Raw genomic sequence first — 24982 nt, forward strand, 5'->3', positions numbered from 1 at the left:
TGATGCTCGAACGGCGCCACCCTGACCTGACCAAGAACCGCGACGTGATCATCTGCGTCCGCGACGTCGAGGTCGGCTTCGGAGACAGAACGATCCTGAAAGGCCTCGACCTCGACGTCTATCGCGGCGAGATCCTCGGCTTCGTCGGCGGATCGGGCCAGGGCAAGTCGGTGCTGACGCGGGCCATCCTCGGGCTTGTGCCCAAGCGGGCCGGCACCATCGAGGTGCTGGGCCAGAATCTCGATGAGCTCTCTCCCGAGGAACGCCGCCAGCTGGAGCGTCATTGGGGTGTGCTGTTCCAGCAGGGCGCGCTCTTCTCGGCGCTGACCGTGAAGCAGAACATTCAGGTCCCGATGCGGGAATATCTGCACCTGTCCGACCGACTGCTCGATGAGCTGGCCATGCTCAAGATTGAGATGGTAGGCCTCAATCCGGATGCGGCCGACAAGCTTCCCTCCGAGCTGTCAGGTGGCATGATCAAGCGCGCAGCCCTGGCGCGGGCGCTTGCTCTTGACCCTGAGATTGTTTTCCTTGATGAGCCAACCTCGGGCCTTGATCCCATCGGCGCCGGCGAGTTCGACGACCTTATTGCGACGTTACAGCGGACTTTAGGCCTGACCGTATTCATGGTAACCCATGATCTGGACAGCCTCTATTCGGTCTGCGACCGCATAGCGGCTCTGGGCGAGGGAAAAATTCTCGCGGAGGGTCCCATCGAGGTGATGCTGGAATCGGATCACCCGTGGCTTCGCTCTTATTTTCATGGGAAACGGGCACGCGCGGTCATGGCCGGCGGCGCGTAAGGGTAACGATGGAAACGCGCGCAAACTATGCCTTGATCGGCCTATTCACCCTGGCGGTGATCGCGGCCGCCTTCGGCTTCGTCTACTGGTTTTCCGGGGGTGAGCGGGGACAGGCGCGCCAGACCATCCGCATCGTGTTTTCCGGCTCGGTTTCGGGGCTTTCCCAGGGGTCGAGTGTGTCTTTCAATGGACTGCGCGTCGGCGAGGTATCAAGCCTCGACCTCCTCCCGGAAGATCCCCGCCGCGTGGTCGCCATCGCCACCGTCAACAGCAATACGCCCATCCGTTCCGATACGCGCGCCCGTCTGGAATACCAGGGCCTGACCGGCGTGGCGAATGTCGGCCTGTCGGGCGGTGAGCCGGGTGCCCCGCCGCTGGTGGCCGGTCCGGGCCAGCCCATGCCGACGATCTTTGCCGACCGCTCCGACTTCCAGGACCTTATCGAGACCGCGCGCAACATCGCCCGGCGGGCCGACGACGTGTTGGAGCGCGTCAGTCGGGTCATCACCGACAACGAAGGCTCCATCAACCGTACGATCCAGAACGTGGAGCGCTTCTCCCAGGCCCTGGGCGAGAACGCAGAGGGCATCGACCGCTTCCTGGCCCAGATCGGACAGGCGGCCGAAAAAGTGGGCCCGCTGGCCGAGAAGCTCGAGACCCTGGCGACCAACGTCGATGAGGTGGTGCGTTCCGTCGACCGCCAGCGGGTCGCCCGCATCGTCGAGAACGTCGACAACTTCACAGCGGCACTTGGCGAAAACCGGCAGGTCGTGAGCGACGCGCTGAAGGATGCGGCGAGCCTGATCGACCGGTTGAACGAGACGGCGCCGAAGCTCGATTCGGCGGTGGCCGAGATTGCAGAGATCACCAAGGCTATCGATCCGGCCAAAATCGGCCGGACGGTCGACAATGTAGATACCTTCACTCAGACCCTGAGCCAGCGCAGCCCGGACATCGACAAGGCCATCCAGGAAGCACGTTCGATCACCGAAAAGCTCAACAAATCCGCCGATAAGATCGACGGAGTACTGGCGAGTGCCGAGAAATTCCTCGGCTCGGCTTCCGGCGAGGCAGGCAAAAGTGCTTTTGACGAGATTCGCGAGGCAGCTGTGGCCGTTCGCGAACTCGCCAATGATCTCAATACCAGGACCGAGGGCGTTCTGAGCGGTGTCAACCGGTTCACGGAATCGGGATTGCGGGAATACGAGGCTCTGGCCGTGGAAGGGCGTAGGACGCTGGGCGATATCAGTCGCGCGGTTCGCAGCATTGAGCGTAATCCACAGCAGTTTCTTTTCGGTGGCCGTCCAAACCTCCCCGAGTATAGTGGACGCCGTTAAGTAACCAGTATGCGTGGACCCTCCGTGTTGCCCTCCCTGACTGACCGAGCCTGCCTGCTCTGGCGCTTTGCCCCGGTGCTGGTTCTGGCCGCCTTGACCGGCGCCTGCTCGTCAGGTCCCGCACCGGCGACTTATGATCTCTCGGCACCCACGTCCCGGATCCGGGGGGCTTCCGGTGTTCAGGTGCTGGTCAACGAGCCTGCGGCGCTGCAGCCGCTCTCGACCCAGCAGATCCTGGTGAAGGATGCCAGCGGTTCCGTGTCGTTCATCGGAGGGGGGCAGTGGGCCGACAATCTGCCCCGCCTGATCCAGACTCGCCTGATCAACACTTTCGAAAATGCCTCCCAGCTCCGGGGCGTCTCCCGGCCGAGCAGCGGTACCGTAGCTGATGTTCAGCTCATTTCCGAGCTGCGCCGGTTCGAGATCGCGACACCGGACAACGAGGCGGTGGCCGAAATCTCCGTGAAGATTGTCAGCGATCAGAACGGCCGCATCGTCAACGGCCGCATCTTCCGCGCCAGCGTTCCCGCCAGCGCCGTCGATGCGCCGAACGCAGCCCGCGCCCTCGACGAGGCCCTGTCAGTGGTCATGCTCGACATCGTGCGCTGGGTGAGCGGAAGCCATCTGCCACGGCGGGACGACCCGAGCACCGCCATGGGCGAGACACGACCGCCGGCTTGAGGCGTCTTTTAAGGCCACCCCGATTTTGAGCGCCAAAGCCTCGTCATCACCGGCCTTGTGCCGATGATCCCGATTGATCGAGGCGTCTCGCTTTTCCGATCAAGATAGCCGGGACGTGGCCGGCCATGATGACGGAGAGTGTCATCCCCGGCGAGCACAGCGAGGGAAGGGGATCCAAATGCTTAGCCTGTAGGTGGATTCCCTTCCCCTCCGCTGACGCTCCGGCCGGGAATGACACTCTTCTGTCAGGCCGGCTCCCCAACAAAAAACGCGGCCTGGCAGCCGCGCTTTCATGTTTTAGTTGAAGCTCTGCCGCCTCAGTCGAACCGGCCGCTCGCGTGGGCCAGCATGGTGTAGACCTTGCCGGTTTCCGACGTGAGGTAGGTCTTCGTCATCATGGAGTCGCGATCGTCGCGGGAGACTTCGGCAAGCAGGCGCTCGAACTCTTCCACATAACGATCTACGGTCTGCCGGAACTCCTCGTCGCGGCGGTACTTGCGACGGATCTCGTCGAAGGTCTGCTGACCCTGCAGCGTGTAGAGGCGACGGGTGAACACGTTGCTCTCGCCGCGGCGGTAGCGGTCCCACAACTCGACGGCCGCGTCATGGTCGATCATGCGGGCGATATCGACCGAGATCGAATCCAGGGATTCGAGGCTGTTGGTGCGAGCGCGGTCGGTGCGGGCCGGCGTGCGGGTCGGCTCCACATTCTCGTCCCGGGAGGCGCGATTCAGGAGATCCGACAGCCAGCCGCCACGAGTCCCGGCATCGCGGGGAGCCTCCTCCCGACGGGGAGCCGGACGCTCCACAGCGGGTTGAGCCTGGCGAGCGGGCGTCGGGGTGGGCGCTGGGGCCGGAGCGGGCGCAGGCTTGGGCTCGGCCTGACGAGCGACCGTCGGAGCAGGGGTGGGGGCCGGAGTCTGCGCGATCCGCTGCTCGACCGCGGCTGCAACAGCAGCCATGGTGGCGGCGACCGGAGTCTCGTTGACTGCGGCCTTGCGCGGCTGGGCGGCCGGAGCGGCATCGACCAGACGGTTGGAGCGCGAGACCAGTGCGGACAGCTCGTTGAGAGCCTTGATCTGGTCGGCGACGACGCGGCGCATATTGGCGCTCGCTTCCTGCGTTTCCTGCGGCAGCTCGACGACGCCGCGGCGGAGTTCAGCGTGGGTGGCTTCCAGCTCGCGCTGGATCTGGCCCGTCATGCCGCGCAGTTCGCCCATCGTGTCTCGGAATTTCGCGGTGGCATTGCTGAGCGCCTCGGTCATTTCGGCCGCGGCCTGCTCGTAGTTGGTGCGCAGGGCGGCGGCTGTGCGTGCGCTTTCCTCGCCCGTGGTGGCACGGATGCGCTCGAACTGCTCGCCGATGGCATTCGTCGTGGTCTGCGCGGCAGCGGCGAGGACGGAGCCGAGCTGGCGTGCCTTGGCGTCGGCGCTTTCGAGCGAACCTTCCAGCAGAGTCGTGAAGGAGCGGGTGACGGACACCAGATCCTGCGAACGATCGTTGATCCGGCCAAGAAGTTCGTCCAGGGCCTGCTGGCGGCTGGAGAGGGCCTCGCCCATGCGAGCCTCGACGCGCTCCAGTGCGTTTGCAGCCTCGGTAAGGGTACGCATCTGCTCGCCGGTGGTGTCGGTGAGCGTACGGCCACGCTCCTCAAGGCTCTGGGCCAGTTCCAGCGCCTGCTGGATAGCGCCGGAGGACACGCTGCGCAGGGCATCGACCTGATCGGCAACCTGATCGGAAGCACGGCCGGTCTGCGTGGCGATCTCGGACAGGAGCGACTCGATGTGCTGGACACGTCCGGCCAACCCATCCTCGACGGCGCCGAGATTGCTGCTGGCCGAGGCCGCAACTTGCTGGAGCAGACGATTGGCATCCTGCAGGCGGCCGAGAACGTCGGTGAGTTCGCCGCGCAGACGCTCGTTGGCGCCGGTGAGGGTTTCGACAGTCTGCTGCGTGCCGTCGTCGATGGCACTGCGCATGGCCTCGGTCGACTGCATGTAGGAGGCGGTCAGCTCCATGGTGCGCTCCTGGAGAGAGGAGAGCAGGGTACTGCTGCGCTCTTCAAGGTTGCGCAGGGTCGTCTCGCTGATGGCGGCAACTTCGCGGCCGATGACGTCGCCCCGGTTGCCCAGGTTCTCGACGAGGGACGCGCCTTCGGTGTCGAAGATCGAGCGAATCTCGCCGACGCGGCCGGTGAGCGAGCTGAGGACGGCCTGTCCGCGCTCGTCGATGGTTTCGGCCACGCCGCTCAGGCGGTTGACGACCCGGTCTTCGAGCATCGTCACGCTCTGGTTGAGAGCGTTGGCAATCTCTTCCGCGCGAGTTCCCAGGGTCTGGTTGATCTCGAACGCACGGGTGCCGAGGGTTTCCGTGATTCTGTCGGCACGGCTGCCGAGAACCTCGTTGATCGAGGCGATGCGGCCATCGAGCGACTCACCGATCTGCTCGGCCCTGGAGGACAGGGTATCGGCAATCGCATTGGTCTTGGCGGTGATCGCCTGACTGATCTCGTCCACACGCACTTGAAGCGCGGTCGCCACGTCGCGTCCGCCCTCGGCCATGACGCGGGCCATCTCGCCGGTGCGTATGACCAAAGCCTCGTTGAGGGCCGTGGACCGGGCGCCGAGAACGCTGTCGACGCGCTCGACGATGGTGTCGAAGTTGCCCGTGATCTCCAAGCTGCGACGAGAAGCGTGCTCCTCGAGAGCGGCGAGCCGGGTTTCGATGGCGGTGGTCGCCTCGCGCGCACGCTCGGCAAAGGACTCGGCCACGGTGCGACCCTGGACGGAGATGAGGCGGTCCATCTCCTCGACGCGACTGCTGATCGTCTCGGTCAGGTTGCCCACGTCGCGGGACATGCGCTCGGCCATCTCGCCGCCGCGGGCCATGACGCCTTCGAAAGCGGTCAGGCGGGATCCGAGGGTCTCTTCCATCTCACGGCTGCGGGTATCGACCGTTGTGGACAGGGTTTCCGCCGTCCGGTTGAGCACCTCGTTGACGCGCGATCCCTGGGCCGCGATGGCAAGAACGATGTCTTTGGCGGTGGTGGCCAGACGGGTCTGCGCTTCGTCGGTATGGAGGGAGAGGGTCTCGGAGAAATCCTTTCCGCGCGTTTCGAAGGCGGTGCGGAATTCCTCGATTTGGCTGCCCATGAGTGTCGAGACGCGCTCGCCGGCCTGAGCGAGGCTGGTCTCCAGGGCCAGGCCCTGGACGGTGACGGATTCACTGACGCGCTGGCTTGCGGTCTCGAGGCGGTTCGCAAGGTCTTCGACACGGTTGCCGATGGATTCGTCGGCAAGACGCACGGCGCCTTCGAGCTGCTCGCGCACTTCGCCGCCGCGCTCGCTTATCTCGCGGGTAACATCGGCGGCTGTCGTTGCAAGACGCTCGCGGAATTCGTTGCCGCGCAGAACAATCTCGTCGACGACGCCCGTTCCGGTGGTCGCGAGCTGCTCGCGCAGGCTCGTGCCGCGCGTCGACAACTCCTCGATGAGAGAGCCGGCGGTGAGGGCGAATTCCTCGCGCAGGCCGCTGCTGCTGGCGGTGAGCTCCTGAACGAGCGTAGCGCCAGTGGTGGAGAGCTGCTCGCGTACCTGTGTGCCGCGGGTCGTGATCTCTTCGCTCACGGCGGTGCCTGCCGCGGCGATCTGATCGCGCATCTCCGCGGTGCGGGCGGAAATGTCGTCGGCAATCACGCCGCCGGTGGCCGCCAGCTTCTCGGTGATCTCGGCTCCGCGCTGCGTGAAGCTGTCTTCCAGGCTGCGCGCAGTCTGCTCGAAGGCCTCGCGCACGTCGTTGCCCTGCTCGGCGAGAGCATCGATCACACCGCGACCGGTCTCGGCAAGTGTGCGGGTGACCTGGCTTGCGCCGTCCTGCAGGTGACGGGTCAGCAGGTCGCCGGTGCGCTCGAACGCGCCGGTGATGTCCTGCGCCTTGCTCTCGAGGGTGCTCGTAATGGTGGTGCCCACCTCCGAGATGCCGTTCTTGATCTCTTCGCTGGAGCCCGAGAGGCGCTCGACCAGCTCGACGCCGCGGCTCGCCATCTCCTCGACGACGCGCTCGCCGGCGCGGCCGAGAGCTTGCGTGATGTGATCGCCCTGCTTTTCGAGCGAGGCGGTGACCTTGTCGCCTGCGCCACTGACAGCGGACACGACACGCTCGCTGGCGCCGTCGAGATCCTGGATCAGGTTCTGGTGCACGCCAGTGATGGAACCGCGCACGCGCTCCGCATTCGACACGATAGCCTCGCGCTGCGCCACCAACTCATCGATGAGCGAGCGGATGCGGATTTCGTTGTCGGAATAGGCACGCTCCAGCGTGGAGATCTCGCTGCGCACGAGCGTCTCAAGCTCGCCGGCACGGGCCAGGGCACGCTCGACGCCATCGCCGACGGCAGCCACCTCACGGCGCACGGCCTGCGAGACGGAGAGAACCGCATCGGTAGAGAAGTTTTCCGGTTGAGCCAGACGCACGGCGACTTCGCCGACCGCCCGGGCTACCATCTTCATCTCCTGCGAGCGAACGGTCATCATCGCGGCGATGAAGAACAGAAAGACGGGAGCCACGAGTCCGACGGCGCCGAGGGCCAGCTGGGAAGTCGAGAAGGTGGTGAGCAATTGCTCGGGAGTCGTGATGCCCTGCGTGTAAACGAGAGCTCCGACGCCGCCGAGCCAGAGCAGGGAGGCAAGGGCGGCCATCCAGTAAGCGCGGCGGGAGGGACGAATCTGAAGGGCCTGCAGCATCACGCCGACATTCTGGCGGTCATCGTTGGCGACGGCATTCCGGTCGGGCGCGACGAAGCCGGAACGGGCCATGTCGTCGAGCCTGGGGTCGTGGTCGTCTGCCTGGGCGGACAGGGAATCGGAGCCAAGACCGAAGGGACCCTTGGTGAAGTCGTGATCGTCGATATCCGGCAGCTTGGGCTCTTCATAAGGTTTGCTGCCCGCGCGCCCCGGGGTGTGGATCACGAATGTCTCGTCAAGGTTGAGCGCCTGCTCGACAGCCGACAAGGCTGCCTCGGCCGGGTCCTTCATCTTCTTGTTCTCGGTCGCCATGATCCGCCCTCGTGACGCAACTGCTGATGGTTGAAGCCGCCTCATTCTCTGAAAAAGGAGGTGAATGCGTGGCTTCAACCGGTACGGAGCCCCATTCAAGGATTTCCGCACGGTAATCTGTCATTTACCAAGCAAGTCTAGCGGCCGATCTGAAACAAGGAAACCCGATGTCCCCTGTCATTTATGAACGTCGTTAACGGCTTAGTAACCTGCTCTACCGGGGAAATTGCGGCGAAAAGACGGCAGGTATTGCGCCCGTCTCTCGTCTTCCGGCGCAGTCTGTCTTAAGTATGCGCCGACAAGCAGAGGTCCGCAATGATCAATATTACGTTCATCGATGCCGAAGGGACTGCCCGCACCGTCGAGGCGGAGGAGGGCGCAACCGTCATGGAAACCGCCATTCGCAATGGCGTTCCAGGTATCGAGGCGGAATGCGGCGGTGCCTGCTCCTGCGCCACCTGTCACGTCTATGTCGCAGAAGAATGGGAGGCCGCGACGGGCCAGCCTCAGCCGATGGAGGAGGACATGCTCGACTTCGCTTATGATGTGCGTCCCAATTCGCGGCTCTCGTGCCAGATCCGCGTCCGGCCCGAACTCGACGGGCTCGTCGTTCACACTCCCACCCGCCAAGGCTGATCAGGAGAAAGCGCCATGTTCAAGACGATCCTTGTCCCCGTCGATCTCGGTGAAGTGGAAGCGGCTCAGTCCGCCATTGATAAGGCGGTCGAGCTCGCCAAAATCTCGGCCGGCTCCCTCCGCCTGATCTATGTGCGCGCCATCGTGCCCGTCACCTATATGGAGTTCATGCCGCCGGCCTTCGACGAGGATCAGCAGGGCGAGGCGGAGAAGAAGTTGGCGGAACTCGCCGCCAAGGTGAAGCTTCCCTCCGAGCGTGTCTCCGCCGTGGTCCGGTTGGGTTCGGTCTACAATGAGGTGCTGGATGAGGCCGAAAAGACCGGCGCCGATCTCGTCGTCGTCGGTTCACACCGGCCGACCATGGCGACCTACCTGCTCGGCTCCAACGCCGCCACCATCGTGCGCCACGCCAAGTGCTCTGTGCTGGTGGTGCGGGCTTAAGTTGCACTCCTCACCTGTCATGGCCGGGCTTGTCCCGGCCATCCCGATGAAGAAAGTACCGTGTTGGCGGAAGTGCACTGTGTCATCCCCGGCGGTCCGCAGGATTGGGAAGGGGATCCGCTCACGAGCGCGGCGCCATGGATCTTCTTCTCCTCCGCTACACTCCGGCCGGGAATGTCACGTCAAGGCGCCTTCGGCAGAAGCTCTGCCGGCAGTTCTCCCGCGCGGAAGGGCCGGGGCTTGTTGAGGCGGATCATCGGTTCGATCTGCCACACGCCCACGATGGCGAACAGCGCGCCCATCAGGGCGACGCCCGTGGCCCCCCTCTGGAAGGCCTGCCAGATCAGGTAGGCCATGGCCAACAGCGATGCGATGGCAAGCCCGGATGTCGGGATCCAGAGCCCTAGGGGCTTTCCGGCCACGAACTTCGCCTGCGGATTGGCGCGCGCGATGGCATCGCAGAGGGCTAGGGTGAAAGCGCGGTATTCCTGCGTTAGCTCCTGGGCCTCGACCAAGCTCTTCCAATCGAGCGAGTTGAATGTGAAGGATTTGCCGTCCTTCATGATCACTTTCGTCCGGAAGGACTTTTGCGCCAGCCGGCCGGGTTCAAAGGTCATACGCACGGTGCTGACGGCGCCGAGCTGGACTTCATGCACCTTGCGGCCGGAATCTACGGTGAGTTTCTCATCCTTGAGCGTGAAGGAAATCGGCCCGCCGAAGGGCTTGGGGCTGTGGGTGTAGGTCTGGGTCATGCGGCTTCTTATCTTCGCATCATCTTTTCGGCAAACGATGGTGCCTACCGCACCAATTCGCGCATCGCGTGGTCTATGCCTTCGAGATTGAGCGGATACATCCGCTCTCCGAACAGCTGCCTAATCAGGGATATGGATTGGGTATAGCCCCAATGCGGCTGCGGCACCGGGTTCAGCCACACGGCTTTCGGGAAATGGTCGAGGATGCGCCGGAGCCAGGCTTGGCCGGGTTCCTCGTTCCAGTGCTCCACGGAGCCACCGGGATGCGTGACTTCATAGGGGCTCATGGACGCATCGCCGACGAAGACCAGACGATAATCGGACGGGTAGGTGCGGATCACGTCGAGGGTCGGGATCACCTCGTCGAAGCGGCGGCGGTTTTCCTTCCACAGGTTCTCGTAGACGCAGTTGTGGAAGTAGAAGTGCTCGAAATGCTTGAACTCGAGGCGAGCGGCCGAGAACAGTTCCTCGGCAATCTCGATGTGCCAGTCCATGGAGCCGCCGACATCGAGAAAAAGCAGCACCTTCACGGCATTGCGGCGCTCGGGGCGCAGGCGCACGTCGAGATAGCCTTTGTGAGCGGTCTCGTGGATCGTCTCGTCGAGGTCGAGCTCTTCCGCGGAGCCGGTGCGGGCAAAGCGACGCAGGCGACGCAGGGCGATGCGCATGTTGCGCACGCCGAGCTCGACGCTGTCGTCGAAATCCCTGAATTCGCGTTTGTCCCACACCTTCACGGCGCGGAAATTGCGGTTCTTATCCTGGCCGATGCGGATGCCTTCCGGATTGTAGCCGTAGGCGCCATAGGGCGAGGTACCGGTGGTGCCGATCCATTTGTTGCCGCCCTGGTGGCGGCCCTTCTGTTCTTCGAGGCGCTCCTTCAGGTTTTCCCAGAGCTTGTCCCAGCCCATGGCCTCGATCTGCTTCTTCTCCTCGTCCGTGAGATAGCGCTCCGCGAGCCTGCGTAGCCATTCCTCCGGAATCCCGGTCTCGTCGACCGCATGGCCCATGCTCTCAAGGCCCTTGAACACATGGGCGAAGACTTGGTCGAACTTGTCGAAATGGCGCTCGTCCTTCACCAGGCAGGTGCGGGAGAGATAGTAGAATTCCTCGACGCTCTTGTCGGCCAGATCCTGATCAAGCGCCTCCAGCAAAGATAGGTACTCCCGGAAGGAGACAGGCACCTTGGCCGCGCGCAGCTCTGTGAAGAAGGTGAGGAACATCGCGCCAGTGTCCGGCAAACCCTAGGAAGGTCAATAGGGGAGAGTTGGTCAGGTATCGACCTGCGTCGCCTGTCCGGCTACCGCCGAAGGAGCCGGCTTGCCGACACGCCGACGCGCCTGAAATACGACCCGGCTCGGATCGCGCTTCGGGTTCTTTTTCCTGAGAATTTCCCTGAATTCATCCCGCCGCTCGTGGATCGATGCGATCACGAGACCCATCGGAACCCCGATATCGCTCAGGACCGCCTCGCTGAGCTGGAGAGACGCCTCGATGGTTTCCGGCACCGCATCGTCTACGCCGAGCTCGTAGAGCTGGGTGGCGTGACGCGCATCGCGGGCCCGAGCCACGATCGTGAGGTCGGAACATTCCTGTCGGGCAGCCGACACGACGGCCTCGATGGAGCTGAGGGTGTCCAGCGTAATGACGAGGGCGAGAGCCCGGTCGATGCCGCAGGCCCGCAGGAACTCCGGGTGGGACCCGTCACCATAATAAACCGGCTTTCCGGCCTTTCTCTCCGTCGCGACCCGGGCAGGGTCCAGGTCGACGGCGAGATAGGGTACCTTGTGGCGTTCGAGCATCTCCGCGACGAGTTGGCCGACACGCCCATAGCCGGCAATGATCACGCGTCCGACCTCGTCTGTCGGAGGTGCGATGGTGGCCAGCGGATCGAGCGATTTGCGCACTTCGAGCTTACGGCTCAGGCGCTGCCCTAGGCGGGCCAGGAGCGGGATTGCGACCATGGTGAGGGTTGTCACGAGAAGGAGGTTCTGGCCGATCCCGCCCGGCACGAGGCCGGCAATCATCGCGACGCCCAGGATCACGAGGGCGAACTCGCCGCCGGGGCCCAGGAGAAGCCCTGTCTCGGCTGCCTCCGCCGTATTCAGGCTAAAGTGGCGTCCGAGCGCGACGATGGTCATTCCTTTGATGATCACGACAGTGGCCGCGAGTGAAAGGATCAGCAGTGGCGCTTCAAGGAAGCGGAACAGGTCGAGGCTCATGCCGACTGACACGAAGAACACGCCCAAAAGCAATCCCTTGAAGGGCTGGATCGTCACGTCGACGGCACGTCGGTACTCCGTCTCGGACAGAAGGATGCCGGCGATGAAGGCGCCGAGCGCCATCGATAGGCCGCTGACGGCTGCGATCACGCTGGTCACCATCACGACGAGCAGGCAGGCCGCCATGAAAAGCTCGGGACTTTTCGTGGCTGAGACGAGCTGAAAGAAGGGTCGAAGGATGATGCGGCCGAGGCCGACGATCAGAGCCAGCGCGATGACTGCCTGAAGGAGCAGGACTGCAAAGGACGACAGCGTCACCTCGGGCTTGCTCGTGTCGAGCACAGCGATGGCGAACAGGATCGGCGCCACGAGCAGGTCCTGGAACAGCAGGGCCGAGAAACTGGCGCGTCCGGCTGCCGTGTTGAGACGCTTCTGCTCCGCCAGGACCGGGATCACGATGGCGGTGGACGACAGAGCAAGGGCCAGGCCGACGATGGTCGCGGCCGTGATCGTATTCACGGTTTTGAACGCGTAGAACGCCAGACCGAGAATGAAGGCGCCCAGAAAGACCTGCAGGGAGCCGAACCCGAAGACGAGGCGCCGCAGGGTGCGAAGGCGTTGCCATGACAGCTCGATGCCGATGGTGAACAGCAGGAAGACCACGCCGAACTCGGCCAGGCGCGAGGTGCCCTCCGGATTGGTGAAGGTGACCCAGTTGACCCAAGGGTAAGCCGGAACCAATCGCCCAAGCCCATAGGGTCCCAGCAACGCACCGGCCGCCAGAAACCCCAGAACCGGGCTGATCTTGAGCCGGTGGAACAGGGGGACGACGATGCCTGCCGTTGCCAGAAAAAGAATGGGTTCCTGATAGGACTGCAGGTCTATCGCAGCGGCCATTGCTTCCTTCCGGTTGAAAGTATTGTCGTTCTACCGGGAGGAAGTGCGCAAGGGGTTAATTCCGCGCAAGGCGGAATGGCGGGCGCGACAAGAACGCATGGGTGCCGCTGCGAGACCTCCATACGCGTCATCCCGGACGGCGAAGCCGATCCGGGATCGTTATCAGGATAAGGCGCCATTCTCGTCTTGCGATCCCGGGTTCTGCTGCGCAGCCTCGGGATGACGAACTAGCTTACCCCAACGTCGCCAGCGCCTGTGCCAGATCTGCCACCAGATCATCCGGGTGCTCGATGCCGATGGAGACGCGGATCGTGGCGTCGGAGACGCCGAGGCGGTCGCGGGTGGCTTTGGGCACGCCCGAATGGGTGGTGGAGGCCGGATGCGAGATCAGCGACTCGGTGCCGCCCAGGCTCACCGCCAGCTTGAACACCTGCAGCGCATTGAGCACCCGGAAGGCCTCGGCCTCGCCGCCCTTCACGTCGAAGGAGAAGGTAGAGCCGGGGGCGTCGGATTGAGCGTCGTAAACCTCCTTCGCCCGCGAGCCTTCCGGCAGATAGGCGAGGTGGTGCACTTTCACGATGCTCGGATGCTCGTGGAGGAATTGCGCCACGATTTCCGCGTTGCGATTGGCCGCGTTCATGCGTAGCGCCAGCGTTTCGAGCGAGCGGCCGAGCATCCAGCAGGAATGGGGATCGAGCTGCGTGCCGATGGCCGAGCGCAGCAGGCGCACCGTCTTCATCAGCTCCTTGGAGCCGAGCGCCGCGCCGGCGATCAGGTCCGAATGGCCGCCGACATATTTCGTCAGCGAATAGACCGAGATGTCGGCGCCGTCCTTGAGCGGCTTCTGGAAGAGGGGGCCGAGCAGGGTGTTGTCGCAGACGATGACCGGGCGATGGCCCTGGGCCGCTCCGATTTCGTCCGCGATCCTCTTGATCAGGGCGATATCTACCAGGGTGTTGAGCGGGTTGGAGGGCGTTTCGATCATGATGACCGAGACGCGGCCCTTGGCTTGGGCTTCCTTCGCGGCCGCCCGGATACCGGCCTCGTCCACGCCGTCGCCGAAGCCCACGGCGCCGATGTTCATGTTGGCGAGCGTCTTGGCGATCAGGGTCTCCGTGCCCCCGTAAAGGGGCTGCGAGTGGAGAATCACGTCTCCGGGCCGGGCGAAGGCCAGGATCGTCGTCGCGATGGCCGACATGCCGGAGGAAAAGAGAAGGCCGGCTTCCGCTTCCTCGAAGATGGCAAGCCGGTCCTCGACGATCTCGGAATTGGGGTGATTGAAGCGGGAATAGACGAGCCCCGCAGCCTCTCCCTTAGGCGGCTCACGGCGGCCTGCCACGTAATCGAAGAATTCCTTGCCGTGCTCGGCGCTGTTGAACACGAAGGTCGAGGTCAGGAAGACCGGGGGCTTCACGGCGCCTTCCGACAGGGTCGGATCGTAGCCGTAGCCCAGCATCAGGGTCTCGGGCTTCAGCTTGTGATTGCCGATGCGGTCCTTGTGATAGCGGTTGTAAGCCATAGGTCATCGTCCTCCGGATTGTTTGTCATGGGCTTACCTTATGAAGGCGATTGCCGAAAGGCGGGGACACGACTTAGGGTCTGGATGAATTCGAGGAATGGTGAGAATGGCGCGTTTTGCCGGAACTGAATCGTATGTGGCGACCGAGGACCTGACGGTAGCGGTCAATGCCGCCATCACTCTGGAGCGCCCGCTCCTGGTGAAGGGCGAGCCCGGCACGGGCAAGTCGGTTCTGGCGGAGGAGATCGCCAAGAGTCTGAACGCCCCGCTCCTGACCTGGCACATCAAGTCGACCACCAAGGCCCAGCAGGGGCTTTATGAATACGATGCGGTCTCGCGCCTGCGCGACAGCCAGCTCGGCGATCCCCGGGTCTCGGACATCCGCAACTACATCAAACACGGCAAGCTATGGGAGGCCTTTGCATCCGAGACCCGGCCCGTGCTGCTGATCGACGAGATCGACAAGGCCGATATCGAGTTTCCCAACGACCTCCTTCTCGAACTCGACCGCATGGAGTTCTTCGTCTACGAAACGGCCGAGACGATCAAGGCCAAGCAGCGCCCCATCGTCATCATCACCTCCAACAACGAGAAGGAGCTGCCGGACGCGTTCCTGCGCCGCTGCTTCTTCCACTACATCAAGTTCCCGGATGCCGAGACCATGGCCCGGATCGTCGAGGTGCATTATCCCGGCATCAAGCATCGTCTGGTCGAGGAGGCCCTGAAAATCTTCTTCGAAGTGCGGGACGTGCCGGGCCTGCGCAAGAAGCCCTCTACCTCGGAACTGCTCGACTGGCTCAAGCTCCTGCTCTCCGAGGATATCGGCCCAGAGCGACTGCGCGAGCGCGACACCCGCAAGCTCATTCCGCCGCTCCATGGGGCGCTGTTGAAGAACGAGCAGGATGTGAGCCTCTTCGAGAAGCTGGCCTTCATCGCCAGGAGGGAAGGTCGCTGATGCTCCGTCTCATTCTCCTCCGTCATGCCAAGTCCGCCTGGCCATCCGGGACCCTCGATCTCGACCGGCCTCTTGCCAAACGGGGGCAGGAGGCTTCCCTCGTGATAGGGAATTACCTGAAGAGTGAGCGGCTCGAGCCCGATCTCGTCGTCGTCTCGCCAGCCCGGCGGACGCAGGAGACCTGGGAACGGGTCCAGCCTTTCCTTGGCGAAATCGAGGCGCGCCGGGACGGGCGGATCTACGAAGCTCCGGTCGGCAGGCTCATGCAGGTTCTGCGCGAGGTGGAACCTGGGATCCGCACCCTTCTGATGATCGGTCACAATCCGGGCTTCGAGGAACTCGCGAAACTTCTCATCGGGGAGGGCGATATGGATGGGATCTTGCGGCTCGGCCAGAAATACCCGACCGCCGGTCTCGCCGTGATCGACTTCGCGTTGGGCGATTGGTCCGATATTGCGCACAAATCCGGAAGACTCGAGCGCTTCGTGACGCCGAAATCGCTCGGGAACGGCGAGGACGATTAGGCGCCCGGAAGATCCAGGTACAACAATTCCTCATCATAGAACTGATCGCCCACCCGGATCGCCTTGCGCTCGATGCCGTAAGGCTTGAAGTCGAGGCCGTGATAAGTGCGCCGGGCGCTCTCGTTCGTGATGCCGACAGCCGCTTCGAGCATGATCACATGCCGGGCGGCGTGACCGATCACACGCTGGACCAGGGCCTTCCCGACGCGCTGCTTCCGCCATTCCGGCCGTACGAAGACACCCCACATCAAGCCCTTGTGCCGAGCCTTCACCCGCTCATAGACGGCAAAGCCCGCCATGCCGACGAGAGCTTCATCTGCGAAGGCGCCGAAGATCGCATTCGGGCCGGCGGATGGAATGCGGGCCTTGATTGTCTCGAGCGGGAGCGGCGCCTCTTCCTCATAGCTGGAACCGAAGGCTTCCGGGCTACCATGCAGCGCCTCCAGCCTCAGATCTTGATAAGCCTGCGCGTCAGTCGGGTGCAGAAGTCGAATTGAAGGAGGGGCGGCCATGGCTTCCTGCGGTGTGATAGCGTGTGAGCGATTCGTGGCGGTCCATTGAACGGTCCGAGCAACAGACTTCAAATCCTGTAAGAGAGCCAGGCATCAGGCGTTGAGTCTGAACCGATCAGCCCTACCATCGTTCTGCCTGAAACCTTCTCGATAGTTTCCGGCCAAAGCGGGGCTGATCCTTATCATGATGCCTCAGACGTTTCTCGCGCTCGCTCTTGCTGCCCGTGCACTTCTCCCCGGTGACACCCGCGTCGCGGACAACAACCTCCCGCAGCCGGAACAGGAAGCACGGACCCTCGCCGTGCAGTACCAGCCCGACACCCGCGAGGTCAGCAACTGGCGCCGGGAGGCCATGGATGCGCTCGAGCCGAAACCGGTCGTGGTGCTGGCGGCATTGCTGAAGGCCGAGCGCCCCTTCGTGACTCGCTGCGTGAAGCTCAATAACTACTGGTGTATCAAGAGCGCCCGCTGGAACGGTGAACTGGCCACCGACAACGAGGGCCATGTGGGCTTCGCCTCCGCCGATCACGGAGCGGATGCGGCAGCCATCCTGCTGCGGCGCTATTATCTGGAATTCAACCGCAAATCCGCCCTCGACATCGTCCGCCGCTGGGCGCCGGCCGAATGCAATGTCGCGACAGGAATCGGCGGTATTGCGGTGCTGGCGGTGAGGGGCATCGGCGGCACCGTGCGGGCGCAATATCTCGCTTCTCGCAGGAAGAAGGGCGGGGCGGTTCGCTATACGGCCAAAGCCAGCGCAGGCGGCAAGCCCGGTCGGGTCTCCATGGTGATCCCGATGAAGCCGAAGACGCCGCAATATCGCGTGCCCAGCATTGCCGAGGGCATGGGCGAGAAGCCGAAACCCTTAAGGCCATCCCGGCCGCCGATCGTCGCTCGCAGCAAATCGATGAGTGCTGCCTCGGCGACGCCGAAGCCTGCCCCGAAGGTGCAGGTCGCTGCGGCCTGCCCCTCCGAGGAACAGCGCCACCGCAATTATGCGAGCCGGATGGTCGAAGGTTTGGGATTAAGTCCGAGCGACGACCTCAAGCTTTTTGCCCAGGATGGCGCGCCGCAGCCGAACCTGACCCATGTGATGCTGGCGATGTCGGCCTTCGAGCTGGGGGCTCTGCGCGCCAGCCCCGATCTGGTGGAGCAAGCCATCGAGCGGGCCGCCGCAAGATTGAAGGACGGCGTGAAGGCTGAAGAGAGGAAGGCGGACCTATCTCAGGTGCCGGCGCAGAGCATAGAGCGTTGAAGCTGCCTTGCAGGTTAGGACTTCAAGCCCCACCTTCAAGCTTGGCTTGAGAGCATTAGGTTCATCTTCGTGTCCGTCATCACCGATCTTGCCTCCCGCGCCGGGTCCGCTGCGCAATCGCTCTGGGAGGTCTCCGGCCAGCTGATCCAGCCCTCCCTCCGCCTTGGCGTCACGGGGCTTGCCCGCTCCGGCAAGACTGTCTTCACCACGGCTCTCGTGCATCATCTCACGCGCGGCACGAACCTGCCTGCCTTCCGCGCCTCCGCCGAGGGGCGGATCCGGCGTGCCCATCTGGCACATCAGCCCGACGATGCGGTGCCGCGCTTTCCCTATGAGGAACACATGGCGGCGCTCACGGAGAGCCGCCGCTGGCCGCAATCCACCAACAGGATCAGCGAGTTGCGGGTGGATGTTGAATATGAGCGCAAATCCGGCTGGCGCACGGGGCCGGCCTCGCTCGCCCTCGACATCGTCGATTATCCCGGCGAATGGCTGCTTGATCTTGCACTCCTCGATGCCGGTTACGCTGAATGGTCCCGCCAGACCATCGAGGCGAGCCGCAAGCGCGACCAGGTTGTCGCTGCGGGGCCCTGGCATGAGACCTTGAAAACCCTTGATGCTGCAGGCGCTTCCGACGAGATGCTCGCGTTGAGAGCAAGCGAGGCCTTCAAGGGTTATCTCACCGCCCTGCGCGCCGGTTCCGAGGCTGTTGCGACCACGCCGCCGGGCCGCTTTCTCATGCCGGGCGATCTTGCAGGCTCGCCAGCGCTGACCTTCGCGCCTCTCGATCTTCCGCGTGGACAGCCCATCGCTCTGGGGAGTTTCGCGGCGCTCATGGAACGCCGGTTCGAAGCCTATAAGACCCATGTGGTCCGGCCGTTCTTCCGTGATCATTTTCAGCGCATCGACCGCCAGATCGTCCTCGTTGACGTGCTGGCTGCCATCGACGCCGGGCCGGTGGCGCTTGCCGAATTGGAGGAGGCGCTCGATCAGGTGCTCATGGCCTTCCGGATCGGCCGCAATACGCTCCTGTCGCGCCTTTTCTCTCCTCGCGCCGACCGGGTCCTGTTCGCGGCGACGAAGGCCGATCACATCCATCACACCGACCACGACCGGCTCGACGCAATCCTGCGCCTCCTCGTGAATCGCGCCTCGCGCCGGACCGAGGCGGCCGGGGCCAGGGTCGGGACGGTGGCGCTCGCCTCGGTGCGGGCCACCCGCGAGACGACCATCCGTGAGGGCCGCGAAACCCTGCGCGCGGTCGCGGGCGTTCCCGAGGCAGGTGAGCGGGTCGGGGACGAGATCTTCGACGGCGAGACGGAGGCCGCGATCTTCCCGGGCGAGCTGCCGGAGACGCCGGAGGCCGTGTTCCAGGGTGCCATTCCGCCAGGCTCCTTCCGGTTCCCACGCTTCCGTCCGCCGAAACTACCGGTCGACGCGGCGGGCCGCATGGCCAAGATGCCCCATATCCGCCTCGACCGGGCCCTTGAATTCCTGCTGGGGGATCGCTTCGCATGAGCCGCCAACCTCGCGCCTATCGACTCGACGATCCGAACGTCACGGCCGGCGCCGTGCAGGTGACGGAGGAGCCCTTCGATGCCATCGAGGCCGCTGACGGCGTTATGGTACCCATGGGCGAGAAGCGCCGCGCGCCCTGGCTCGCCATCCTGCTCTCCGCGCTGTCGGGCCTGCTTCTGCTGGGGCTCGGGCTCGCGGTCGAGAACCTGATCGTCGATCTCTATGCCATCGCGCCCTGGCTCGGCTGGGTGGCGTTGGCGCTCGCCGTCCTCGCCGTCCTGGCTTTTCTCGCCATCGTCGGGCGGGAAGCAGCAGGGATCTGGCGTGAGCAGAAGATCGAGCACCTGCGCGAGGCGGCCGTCGATGCACTTGCGGTGAAGGACCACAAGGCCGCCAAGGGTATCGTGTCCGATCTCCTCAGCCTTTACGGAGGCCGGGCCTCGGCGGCTCAAGGGAGCGCACGCCTGCGCGGGCTGACCGACGAGATCATCGATGCGGACGACCGTCTCGCCATTGCAGAGCGTGAGCTTCTCGCCCCGCTCGATATCCAGGCCAAGCGGGCGATCGCCGGTGCGGCGAAGCAGGTTTCCCTCGTTACGGCAGTGAGTCCGCGGGCCATCGTCGACGTGGCCTTCGTGATCTTCGTGGCGGTACGGCTCCTGCGAACGCTCTCGCGAATCTATGGCGGACGGCCCGGCCTGTTCGGATTCCTGCGACTGGCGAAGGCTGCCTTCAACCATCTCGCAGTGACGGGAGGCGTGGCCGTAGGCGACAGCCTCATGCAGCAGGTTCTTGGATTGGGTCTCGCGGCGCGAATCTCGGCCAAGCTCGGGGAGGGGGTCCTGAATGGGCTCATGACCGCCCGCTTCGGCCTCGCGGCCATCGCCGTCTGCCGGCCGCTCCCCTTCATCCGCGAGGAGATGCCGAAGATCGGCGACGTGGCCGGCGAACTGATCAGCCGAGCCGAAGCAGCGGCCTCTTAAGAGGTGCGGCAAATCGTTCTTAGCCGGCTTTTCCAGAGCTCATAAGAGGTGCCCTGGCCACTTAGACAAATCGATGACGCTTAATCTCGTTGTCGCCGACCCTGCTTGCCTATATAGGGGCGCCACGGTTCATCGGGGAAGAACGGCTGAACATGACAGATATCGTGATTGATGAGGGTTATCGTCCGACAGAAGACGAGCCCTTCATGAATGAACGGCAAAGGGAGTATTTCAGGCGCAAGCTGATCCGGTGGAAGCACGACATCCTCAAAGAGGCTCAGGAAACTCTCGCCACCTTGCAGAGCGAGAACGAGAATCATCCTGACCTTGCGGATCGCGCTTCCTCGGAAACGGATCGCGCCATTGAGCTTCGCGCCAGGGATCGCCAGCGCAAGCTCATTGCCAAGATCGATGCCGCGCTCGCGCGGATCGAGGACGGCAGCTACGGCTACTGCGAGGAGACCGGCGATCCGATCTCCCTCAAGCGCCTGGAGGCTCGCCCCATCGCAACGCTTTCTCTCGAGGCGCAGGAGCGCCACGAGAGAAACGAGCGGGTCTACCGGGACGACTGAGATCCTCCGCCACTAAATTAAAAGGGCTCCGCTTGCGGAGCCCTTTTTGTTTTCACTTTGACGTGTCCTAGGGGCCTCAGCCCTTCTTGGTCGGATCGAGCGGGCGCCCGAGAAGGCGGGCAAATTCCGCCTCGATATCCTCGACGGAGAACGGGTCTGTCGGCTTCTGGGCTGCCGCAGGCGCTTCCTTGGCCTGGGGCGGCAGAGGCGCCGTCACCGGCGGGGGAGGCGGCACCGGGCGGAGCGGCTCCGGAGCCGGGGCAGGCTTGACCGGAGGAGTAGCTTCCGGCTCCTCAGTGAGATCCTCCTCGTCCTGCTGTTCGTCATGAGCAGCGACATGGTCCGCATCGGCTGAAGTTGGCTCGGGGAGCTCTTCCTCATCCCTAATGTCCTCAGGCTCTATCGGAGCCGCGACCGGCACCGGAGCGACAGGGGAGACCGGAGGAGGCACGGGGCTTGCAGGACGCTTCAGCGCCTCTTCGAGCTGTTTGGCCATATTCGACAGCAGGCCCGCATCGGGGGTCGAGCGCTGAGGCGGGGTCGGCTGTTCTACCGGGGCCGGCTCAGGCTCCCGGACCGGTTCCGGCCGCGCCGGAGGGGCAGGCGGAACCGGTGTGGCACGGGATTGGAACGGCGGCGGCGAAAAGGTCGGACGCGGCTCCGGGCGATCCATAGTCGGTGCGGGCGCGGATGGAGTGCTCTGGGGAACATTCTGGAAAGAGGATGTCCGTGCCTCGGCGCGCAGGCCCTGGATGGCGGGAGCGGCCGAGACCGCAACGGCGTCAGGCTTGAGCACGGGCTCCGGGTGAGCCGGGACCGGGGCGCTCACCGTGGCGACTGGGGAGAGCTCCTCGTCGATATCGGACTCTTCCGAGGGGCGCCGCACGAAGGCGCCGAGCTGAGCCGCGAGCTGGCTCTCGATGGATGGGCGACCAGTGGCTTCGACCTGCGGAGCACGGGGAGGCTGATCCAGGGTCGGCTCGAAACGTTCGACACCCGTATCGTTGGACGGGGCGGGAATGCGGGCGCCAGCAACGCGAACGATGTTGGTCTCGATCACCACATCGTTGGGACCGCCGATGAGCAGAAGGTGCTCGACGTTGTCGCGACGGAGAAGAAGAAGTTGCCGTTGCCGGTCGAGATCATAGACGTCGACGATGCCGAGGCGCGGTTGACGGCTGCTGCGACCGCGATCGCTGCCCGGCATCATGAGGCGGGCGCCTGTCAGCTTGCGGAAGACTACACCGAAGAGCACGAGCAGGATCAGAATGATCGCGAATGCAATCGCAAATTGGACTGCCCGAGACGCTTCGAGACCGAAAAGAGATGACACGATGTACTCTCAAGTGTTGGCAGGCCTATGCAGGCCAGTTCTGTGGTGGTTGTACCACATTGACCGTCAAAGCCAGCGGCAAGGTTAACAGATGGTTAACAGGGGCTGGCTTCCGAGAGCGGGCATGTGGGTGAGGAAAGGTCCTCAACGATGGGACCAAAATGGGTCTGTTCGCCCCTTCATCAAGGAAAATGGGGATTTCGTATGGCGAAATCGTCCCGCAAGGGCGTTACTTGGGCTGTTCGGCCCTTGCATCCGCTCGCGGCTCCGCCTTAGAGGTCGATCAACAATTAGCGTGTAAGATGAACGACAAAGATCGAGCGGCTGGCTGCAATGTTGCATCCGGTGCCGTAAGGCACACCCGCCTCCGTTGAGGATTTTGATATTTCATGGCTTACGAGGGCGATACGCCAAAAGGCTCGGCCATCGACCGTTCTGACCGTCACGGCCATATCGGGTGGGTCCTGCTTCTGGCCAGCATTCTGGTCGGCGCCACTTTGAGCCTGCGTTTCCTCGGCATGGAGCAGGCTCAGCCTCTGATCCTCGGGCTTCTCGCCTTCTTCGCCATGGCCGGAGTTTTCTTCCTCTTCGCCATGGCCATCGGTGTCGTGCGGTTTTCAGGGCAAACAGCGCGCAACGATATCACCAAGCTCATGGCCGACACATCGACCGATGGCCTTGTGGTGGTTGAGGAAGACGGGCGTATTACTTACGCCAATGAGGCTTATCTCTCCTTCGCCGGATTGCAGGGCGGGGAAGTGCGTCCCGTCGAGCGCCTGTTCATGGGCGCGCCTGAAGTTTCCGAGGCGATCTATAGGCTGGCCCAGGCCGCGCGCGAGCATCGCACGGGCACGGAGGAAATCCGCCTGTCGCCCTCGTTGAACGGCGCGCAGGAATTCGGCTGGTATCGCGTGCGCGTGCGTCCGGTGCCGCGCCCCAACGGACGGCAGGCGGCGCTCTGGGTCATCTGCGAGGTGACGCATGAGCGCGAGCGCCAGGAGAACGTGTTCCAGGAGCTCCAGCACGCCATCGACTATCTCGATCACGCCCCGGCGGGCTTCCTGTCGGTCGATCCCGAAGGCTCGATCATCTATCTCAACGCGACCCTCGCCTCATGGCTCGATTACGATCTTGCCCAGGTCGGCTCCGGTGGGCTGAACATTACCGACATCGTGCCGCGCGACGTCGTCGCGATGATGACGTCGTTCTCCGGCGAGCCGGGCAGCGTGCGCACGGAGACCTTCGATCTCGACCTGCGCCGCCGCAACGGTCAGTTCCTTCCCGTGCGCCTCTATCACCGCATCGCCTTCGGACAGGACGGCCGGATGGGCGCCTCCCGGACTCTCGTTCTCAACCGCTCGGCGGGTGGAGAGGTCGATGAAGGACAGCGCGCCGCCGAAGTGCGCTTCGCTCGCTTCTTCAACAACACGCCTATCGCCATCGCGACGGTCGATCAGGCGGGCCGGATCGTCCACGCCAATGCACCTTTCTCCAAACTGTTCGGCACGTTGGCGCGTCCGGGCGAGAGCGGCGGCAACGGCACGTCCATTCTCCACACGTTCCGCGAGCGTGGTCCCATTGAGGCCGCCCTCAAGGCGGCGGCGGAGAACAAGGGGGACATTCCACCCCTGGAGCTTCAGACCGCGGGAGAAAATGGCGGTTCCGTCCGGGTCTGGGTGACGCCGGTCGGGGATACGGGCGCGGAGGGCGAGACGGCGATCCTCTACGCCCTCGACACCACCGATTTCCGTAAAGTCGAGGAGCAGCTCGCCCAATCGCAGAAGATGAATGCGGTGGGTCAGCTCGCCGGCGGCGTGGCGCACGATTTCAATAACGTGCTGCAGGCGATCATCGGCTACAGCGATCTGCTGCTTGCCAACCACCGGCCGACCGATCCGTCCTTCCAGGACATCATGCAGATCAAGCAGAACGCGAACCGGGCCGCGAGCCTGGTGCGGCAGCTGCTCGCCTTCTCGCGCCGCCAGACCCTGCGGCCGGAAGTGCTCAACCTCAATGACCGGCTCTACGATCTCTCCATGCTGCTCAAGCGCCTGCTCGGCGAGCGTGTGGAATTGGATCTCAGCCACGGCCGCGATCTGTGGTTTGTGAAGGCGGACGTGAACCAGTTCGAGCAGGTCGTGGTGAATCTTGCCGTCAATGCGCGCGATGCCATGCCCAATGGCGGCAAGCTCGCGATCCGCACGGCGAACATTTCCACGACTGAGGCCGCACGCCTCAATGTGAGTGCGATGCCGCCGGCCGATTACGTGGTCGTCGAAGTGTCCGATACGGGCTCGGGCATGACGCCGGAGGTTCTGGAAAAGATCTTCGAGCCCTTCTTCACAACCAAGGAAGTGGGCAAGGGCACGGGCCTTGGGCTCTCTACCGTCTTCGGTATCGTCAAGCAGTCGGGCGGTTATATCGACGTGAACTCGAAGCCCGGCGAGGGCACGACCTTCAGCATCTATCTGCCACGCCACATTCCGGAGGTTCAGGAAGCTCCCGAAGAAACGAAGGCCGACGCGCCGAAGAAGCCAGCCGCGGATATGACGGGGCAGGGCACCATCCTCCTCGTGGAGGACGAGGATCCGGTTCGTGCCGTCAATGCCCGAGCGCTCTCCGCCCGCGGCTACACGGTGCTGGAGGCGGCCTCCGGCATCGAGGCGCTGGAGATCATCCAGGAACGTGGCGCGCCCGTCGATCTCGTGGTCTCCGACGTGGTCATGCCGGAGATGGACGGACCGACCCTGCTTGGCGAATTGCGCAAGCTCTATCCCGATCTGAAGGTGATTTTCGTCTCCGGCTATGCCGAGGAAGCCTTCCGCAAGAACCTGCCGGAAGGGGAGGAGTTCAACTTCCTGCCCAAGCCCTTCAGCCTGCGCCAGTTGGTCGAGATCGTGAAGCAGGTGATGGGGCGATAAGCTCCTGAATTAACTCAGTTTTAACCCTGCGGCATCGTGCCCTGCGAGAGGGTTGTGAATTTTTCCATGA

At 63.8% G+C, this 24982-nt stretch carries 19 protein-coding genes; 12 read left to right on the plus strand and 7 right to left on the minus strand.

The window, feature by feature from the left end; translation table 11 throughout:
* Window positions 1-2 precede the first annotated feature (2 nt).
* Genes ACS5Q1_RS00895 through ACS5Q1_RS00905 form a run of 3 tightly spaced genes read left to right on the plus strand, consistent with a single transcriptional unit; the run spans window position 3 to window position 2821 of the window.
* Complete coding sequence (locus ACS5Q1_RS00895; protein WP_473096447.1) at window positions 3-803, plus strand: ABC transporter ATP-binding protein; 801 nt, start codon at window positions 3-5, stop codon at window positions 801-803.
* Window positions 804-811: 8 nt separating this feature from the next.
* A complete protein-coding gene (locus tag ACS5Q1_RS00900; RefSeq protein WP_473096424.1) occupies window positions 812-2140 on the plus strand; it encodes an MlaD family protein in 1329 nt (442 codons plus the stop codon).
* A 9-nt stretch (window positions 2141-2149) separates the two neighbouring features.
* Window positions 2150-2821, plus strand: coding sequence for an ABC-type transport auxiliary lipoprotein family protein (locus ACS5Q1_RS00905; RefSeq protein ID WP_473096425.1), 672 nt, complete (start codon window positions 2150-2152; stop codon window positions 2819-2821).
* A gap of 317 nt (window positions 2822-3138) precedes the next feature.
* On the opposite strand, the gene ACS5Q1_RS00910 is transcribed toward ACS5Q1_RS00905, so the two are convergent.
* Window positions 3139-7875 (minus strand): apolipoprotein A-IV repeat region-like domain-containing protein, encoded by a 4737-nt coding sequence (locus ACS5Q1_RS00910; protein ID WP_473096426.1) that lies wholly within the window; start codon window positions 7873-7875, stop codon window positions 3139-3141.
* Between the two features lie 315 nt (window positions 7876-8190).
* Between ACS5Q1_RS00910 and ACS5Q1_RS00915 the strand changes: the two genes are divergently transcribed.
* Both ACS5Q1_RS00915 and ACS5Q1_RS00920 read left to right on the plus strand, forming a co-directional pair.
* A complete protein-coding gene (locus ACS5Q1_RS00915; protein WP_203443275.1) occupies window positions 8191-8511 on the plus strand; it encodes a 2Fe-2S iron-sulfur cluster-binding protein in 321 nt (106 codons plus the stop codon).
* 15 nt (window positions 8512-8526) lie between these two features.
* Entirely contained in the window at window positions 8527-8952 is a 426-nt protein-coding gene (locus tag ACS5Q1_RS00920) for a universal stress protein (RefSeq protein WP_473096427.1), read from the plus strand.
* A gap of 182 nt (window positions 8953-9134) precedes the next feature.
* On the opposite strand, the gene ACS5Q1_RS00925 is transcribed toward ACS5Q1_RS00920, so the two are convergent.
* The 4 genes from ACS5Q1_RS00925 to ACS5Q1_RS00940 form a co-directional block, all read right to left on the minus strand.
* Window positions 9135-9704, minus strand: coding sequence for a hypothetical protein (locus tag ACS5Q1_RS00925; protein WP_473096428.1), 570 nt, complete (start codon window positions 9702-9704; stop codon window positions 9135-9137).
* Between the two features lie 44 nt (window positions 9705-9748).
* A complete protein-coding gene (locus ACS5Q1_RS00930; protein WP_473096429.1) occupies window positions 9749-10924 on the minus strand; it encodes a vWA domain-containing protein in 1176 nt (391 codons plus the stop codon).
* Between the two features lie 48 nt (window positions 10925-10972).
* The gene (locus ACS5Q1_RS00935) at window positions 10973-12820 is read right to left on the minus strand and encodes a cation:proton antiporter domain-containing protein (RefSeq protein WP_473096430.1); all 1848 of its coding nucleotides are present in this window, start codon (window positions 12818-12820) and stop codon (window positions 10973-10975) included.
* A 232-nt stretch (window positions 12821-13052) separates the two neighbouring features.
* Window positions 13053-14339, minus strand: a complete 1287-nt coding sequence (locus ACS5Q1_RS00940) for a cystathionine gamma-synthase family protein (protein WP_473096431.1) — start codon at window positions 14337-14339, stop codon at window positions 13053-13055.
* Window positions 14340-14445: 106 nt separating this feature from the next.
* Here ACS5Q1_RS00940 and ACS5Q1_RS00945 point away from each other — a divergent pair, with 106 nt between their 5' ends.
* Together ACS5Q1_RS00945 and ACS5Q1_RS00950 are read left to right on the plus strand one after the other, a co-directional pair.
* Entirely contained in the window at window positions 14446-15294 is an 849-nt protein-coding gene (locus tag ACS5Q1_RS00945; RefSeq protein ID WP_203443281.1) for an AAA family ATPase, read from the plus strand.
* Window positions 15294-15818 (plus strand): SixA phosphatase family protein, encoded by a 525-nt coding sequence (locus ACS5Q1_RS00950; RefSeq protein ID WP_473096432.1) that lies wholly within the window; start codon window positions 15294-15296, stop codon window positions 15816-15818. Before ACS5Q1_RS00945 ends, ACS5Q1_RS00950 begins: the two co-directional genes overlap by 1 nt.
* Here the strand turns inward: ACS5Q1_RS00950 and ACS5Q1_RS00955 are convergent.
* On the minus strand, window positions 15815-16330 hold the full coding sequence (locus ACS5Q1_RS00955; RefSeq protein WP_473096433.1) for a GNAT family N-acetyltransferase: 516 nt from the start codon (window positions 16328-16330) through the stop codon (window positions 15815-15817). The genes ACS5Q1_RS00950 and ACS5Q1_RS00955 overlap by 4 nt on opposite strands.
* A gap of 184 nt (window positions 16331-16514) precedes the next feature.
* Between ACS5Q1_RS00955 and ACS5Q1_RS00960 the strand changes: the two genes are divergently transcribed.
* The 4 genes from ACS5Q1_RS00960 to dksA all read left to right on the plus strand — a co-directional run bounded on the left by ACS5Q1_RS00960 (window position 16515) and on the right by dksA (window position 20658).
* A complete protein-coding gene (locus tag ACS5Q1_RS00960) occupies window positions 16515-17585 on the plus strand; it encodes a hypothetical protein (protein WP_473096434.1) in 1071 nt (356 codons plus the stop codon).
* A gap of 69 nt (window positions 17586-17654) precedes the next feature.
* Window positions 17655-19103: a YcjX family GTP-binding protein gene (locus ACS5Q1_RS00965; protein WP_473096435.1), complete on the plus strand. Its 1449-nt coding sequence runs from the start codon at window positions 17655-17657 to the stop codon at window positions 19101-19103.
* Window positions 19100-20086, plus strand: coding sequence for a YcjF family protein (locus ACS5Q1_RS00970; RefSeq protein WP_473096436.1), 987 nt, complete (start codon window positions 19100-19102; stop codon window positions 20084-20086). The genes ACS5Q1_RS00965 and ACS5Q1_RS00970 overlap by 4 nt, the downstream gene beginning before the upstream one ends.
* Before the next feature lie 152 nt (window positions 20087-20238).
* A complete protein-coding gene (dksA, locus tag ACS5Q1_RS00975) occupies window positions 20239-20658 on the plus strand; it encodes an RNA polymerase-binding protein DksA (protein WP_009489488.1) in 420 nt (139 codons plus the stop codon).
* Window positions 20659-20734: 76 nt separating this feature from the next.
* On the opposite strand, the gene ACS5Q1_RS00980 is transcribed toward dksA, so the two are convergent.
* The gene (locus ACS5Q1_RS00980; protein WP_473096437.1) at window positions 20735-21991 is read right to left on the minus strand and encodes a hypothetical protein; all 1257 of its coding nucleotides are present in this window, start codon (window positions 21989-21991) and stop codon (window positions 20735-20737) included.
* 389 nt (window positions 21992-22380) lie between these two features.
* Here ACS5Q1_RS00980 and cckA point away from each other — a divergent pair, with 389 nt between their 5' ends.
* Complete coding sequence (gene cckA / locus ACS5Q1_RS00985; protein WP_473096438.1) at window positions 22381-24912, plus strand: cell cycle histidine kinase CckA; 2532 nt, start codon at window positions 22381-22383, stop codon at window positions 24910-24912.
* Window positions 24913-24982 lie beyond the last annotated feature (70 nt).

The sequence above is a fragment of the Microvirga sp. GN3 genome (assembly GCF_055792825.1).

Excerpts from the sequence above, each read along its gene's own strand:
- ACS5Q1_RS00895 (WP_473096447.1), top strand. The coding sequence starts at position 3 with ATGCTCGAACGGCGCCACCCTGACCTGACCAAGAACCGCGACGTGATC.
- ACS5Q1_RS00900 (WP_473096424.1), top strand. The coding sequence starts at position 812 with ATGGAAACGCGCGCAAACTATGCCTTGATCGGCCTATTCACCCTGGCG.
- ACS5Q1_RS00905 (WP_473096425.1), top strand. The coding sequence starts at position 2,150 with ATGCGTGGACCCTCCGTGTTGCCCTCCCTGACTGACCGAGCCTGCCTG.
- ACS5Q1_RS00910 (WP_473096426.1), bottom strand. The coding sequence starts at position 7,875 with ATGGCGACCGAGAACAAGAAGATGAAGGACCCGGCCGAGGCAGCCTTG.
- ACS5Q1_RS00915 (WP_203443275.1), top strand. The coding sequence starts at position 8,191 with ATGATCAATATTACGTTCATCGATGCCGAAGGGACTGCCCGCACCGTC.
- ACS5Q1_RS00920 (WP_473096427.1), top strand. The coding sequence starts at position 8,527 with ATGTTCAAGACGATCCTTGTCCCCGTCGATCTCGGTGAAGTGGAAGCG.
- ACS5Q1_RS00925 (WP_473096428.1), bottom strand. The coding sequence starts at position 9,704 with ATGACCCAGACCTACACCCACAGCCCCAAGCCCTTCGGCGGGCCGATT.
- ACS5Q1_RS00930 (WP_473096429.1), bottom strand. The coding sequence starts at position 10,924 with ATGTTCCTCACCTTCTTCACAGAGCTGCGCGCGGCCAAGGTGCCTGTC.
- ACS5Q1_RS00935 (WP_473096430.1), bottom strand. The coding sequence starts at position 12,820 with ATGGCCGCTGCGATAGACCTGCAGTCCTATCAGGAACCCATTCTTTTT.
- ACS5Q1_RS00940 (WP_473096431.1), bottom strand. The coding sequence starts at position 14,339 with ATGGCTTACAACCGCTATCACAAGGACCGCATCGGCAATCACAAGCTG.
- ACS5Q1_RS00945 (WP_203443281.1), top strand. The coding sequence starts at position 14,446 with ATGGCGCGTTTTGCCGGAACTGAATCGTATGTGGCGACCGAGGACCTG.
- ACS5Q1_RS00950 (WP_473096432.1), top strand. The coding sequence starts at position 15,294 with ATGCTCCGTCTCATTCTCCTCCGTCATGCCAAGTCCGCCTGGCCATCC.
- ACS5Q1_RS00955 (WP_473096433.1), bottom strand. The coding sequence starts at position 16,330 with ATGGCCGCCCCTCCTTCAATTCGACTTCTGCACCCGACTGACGCGCAG.
- ACS5Q1_RS00960 (WP_473096434.1), top strand. The coding sequence starts at position 16,515 with ATGATGCCTCAGACGTTTCTCGCGCTCGCTCTTGCTGCCCGTGCACTT.
- ACS5Q1_RS00970 (WP_473096436.1), top strand. The coding sequence starts at position 19,100 with ATGAGCCGCCAACCTCGCGCCTATCGACTCGACGATCCGAACGTCACG.
- dksA (WP_009489488.1), top strand. The coding sequence starts at position 20,239 with ATGACAGATATCGTGATTGATGAGGGTTATCGTCCGACAGAAGACGAG.
- cckA (WP_473096438.1), top strand. The coding sequence starts at position 22,381 with ATGGCTTACGAGGGCGATACGCCAAAAGGCTCGGCCATCGACCGTTCT.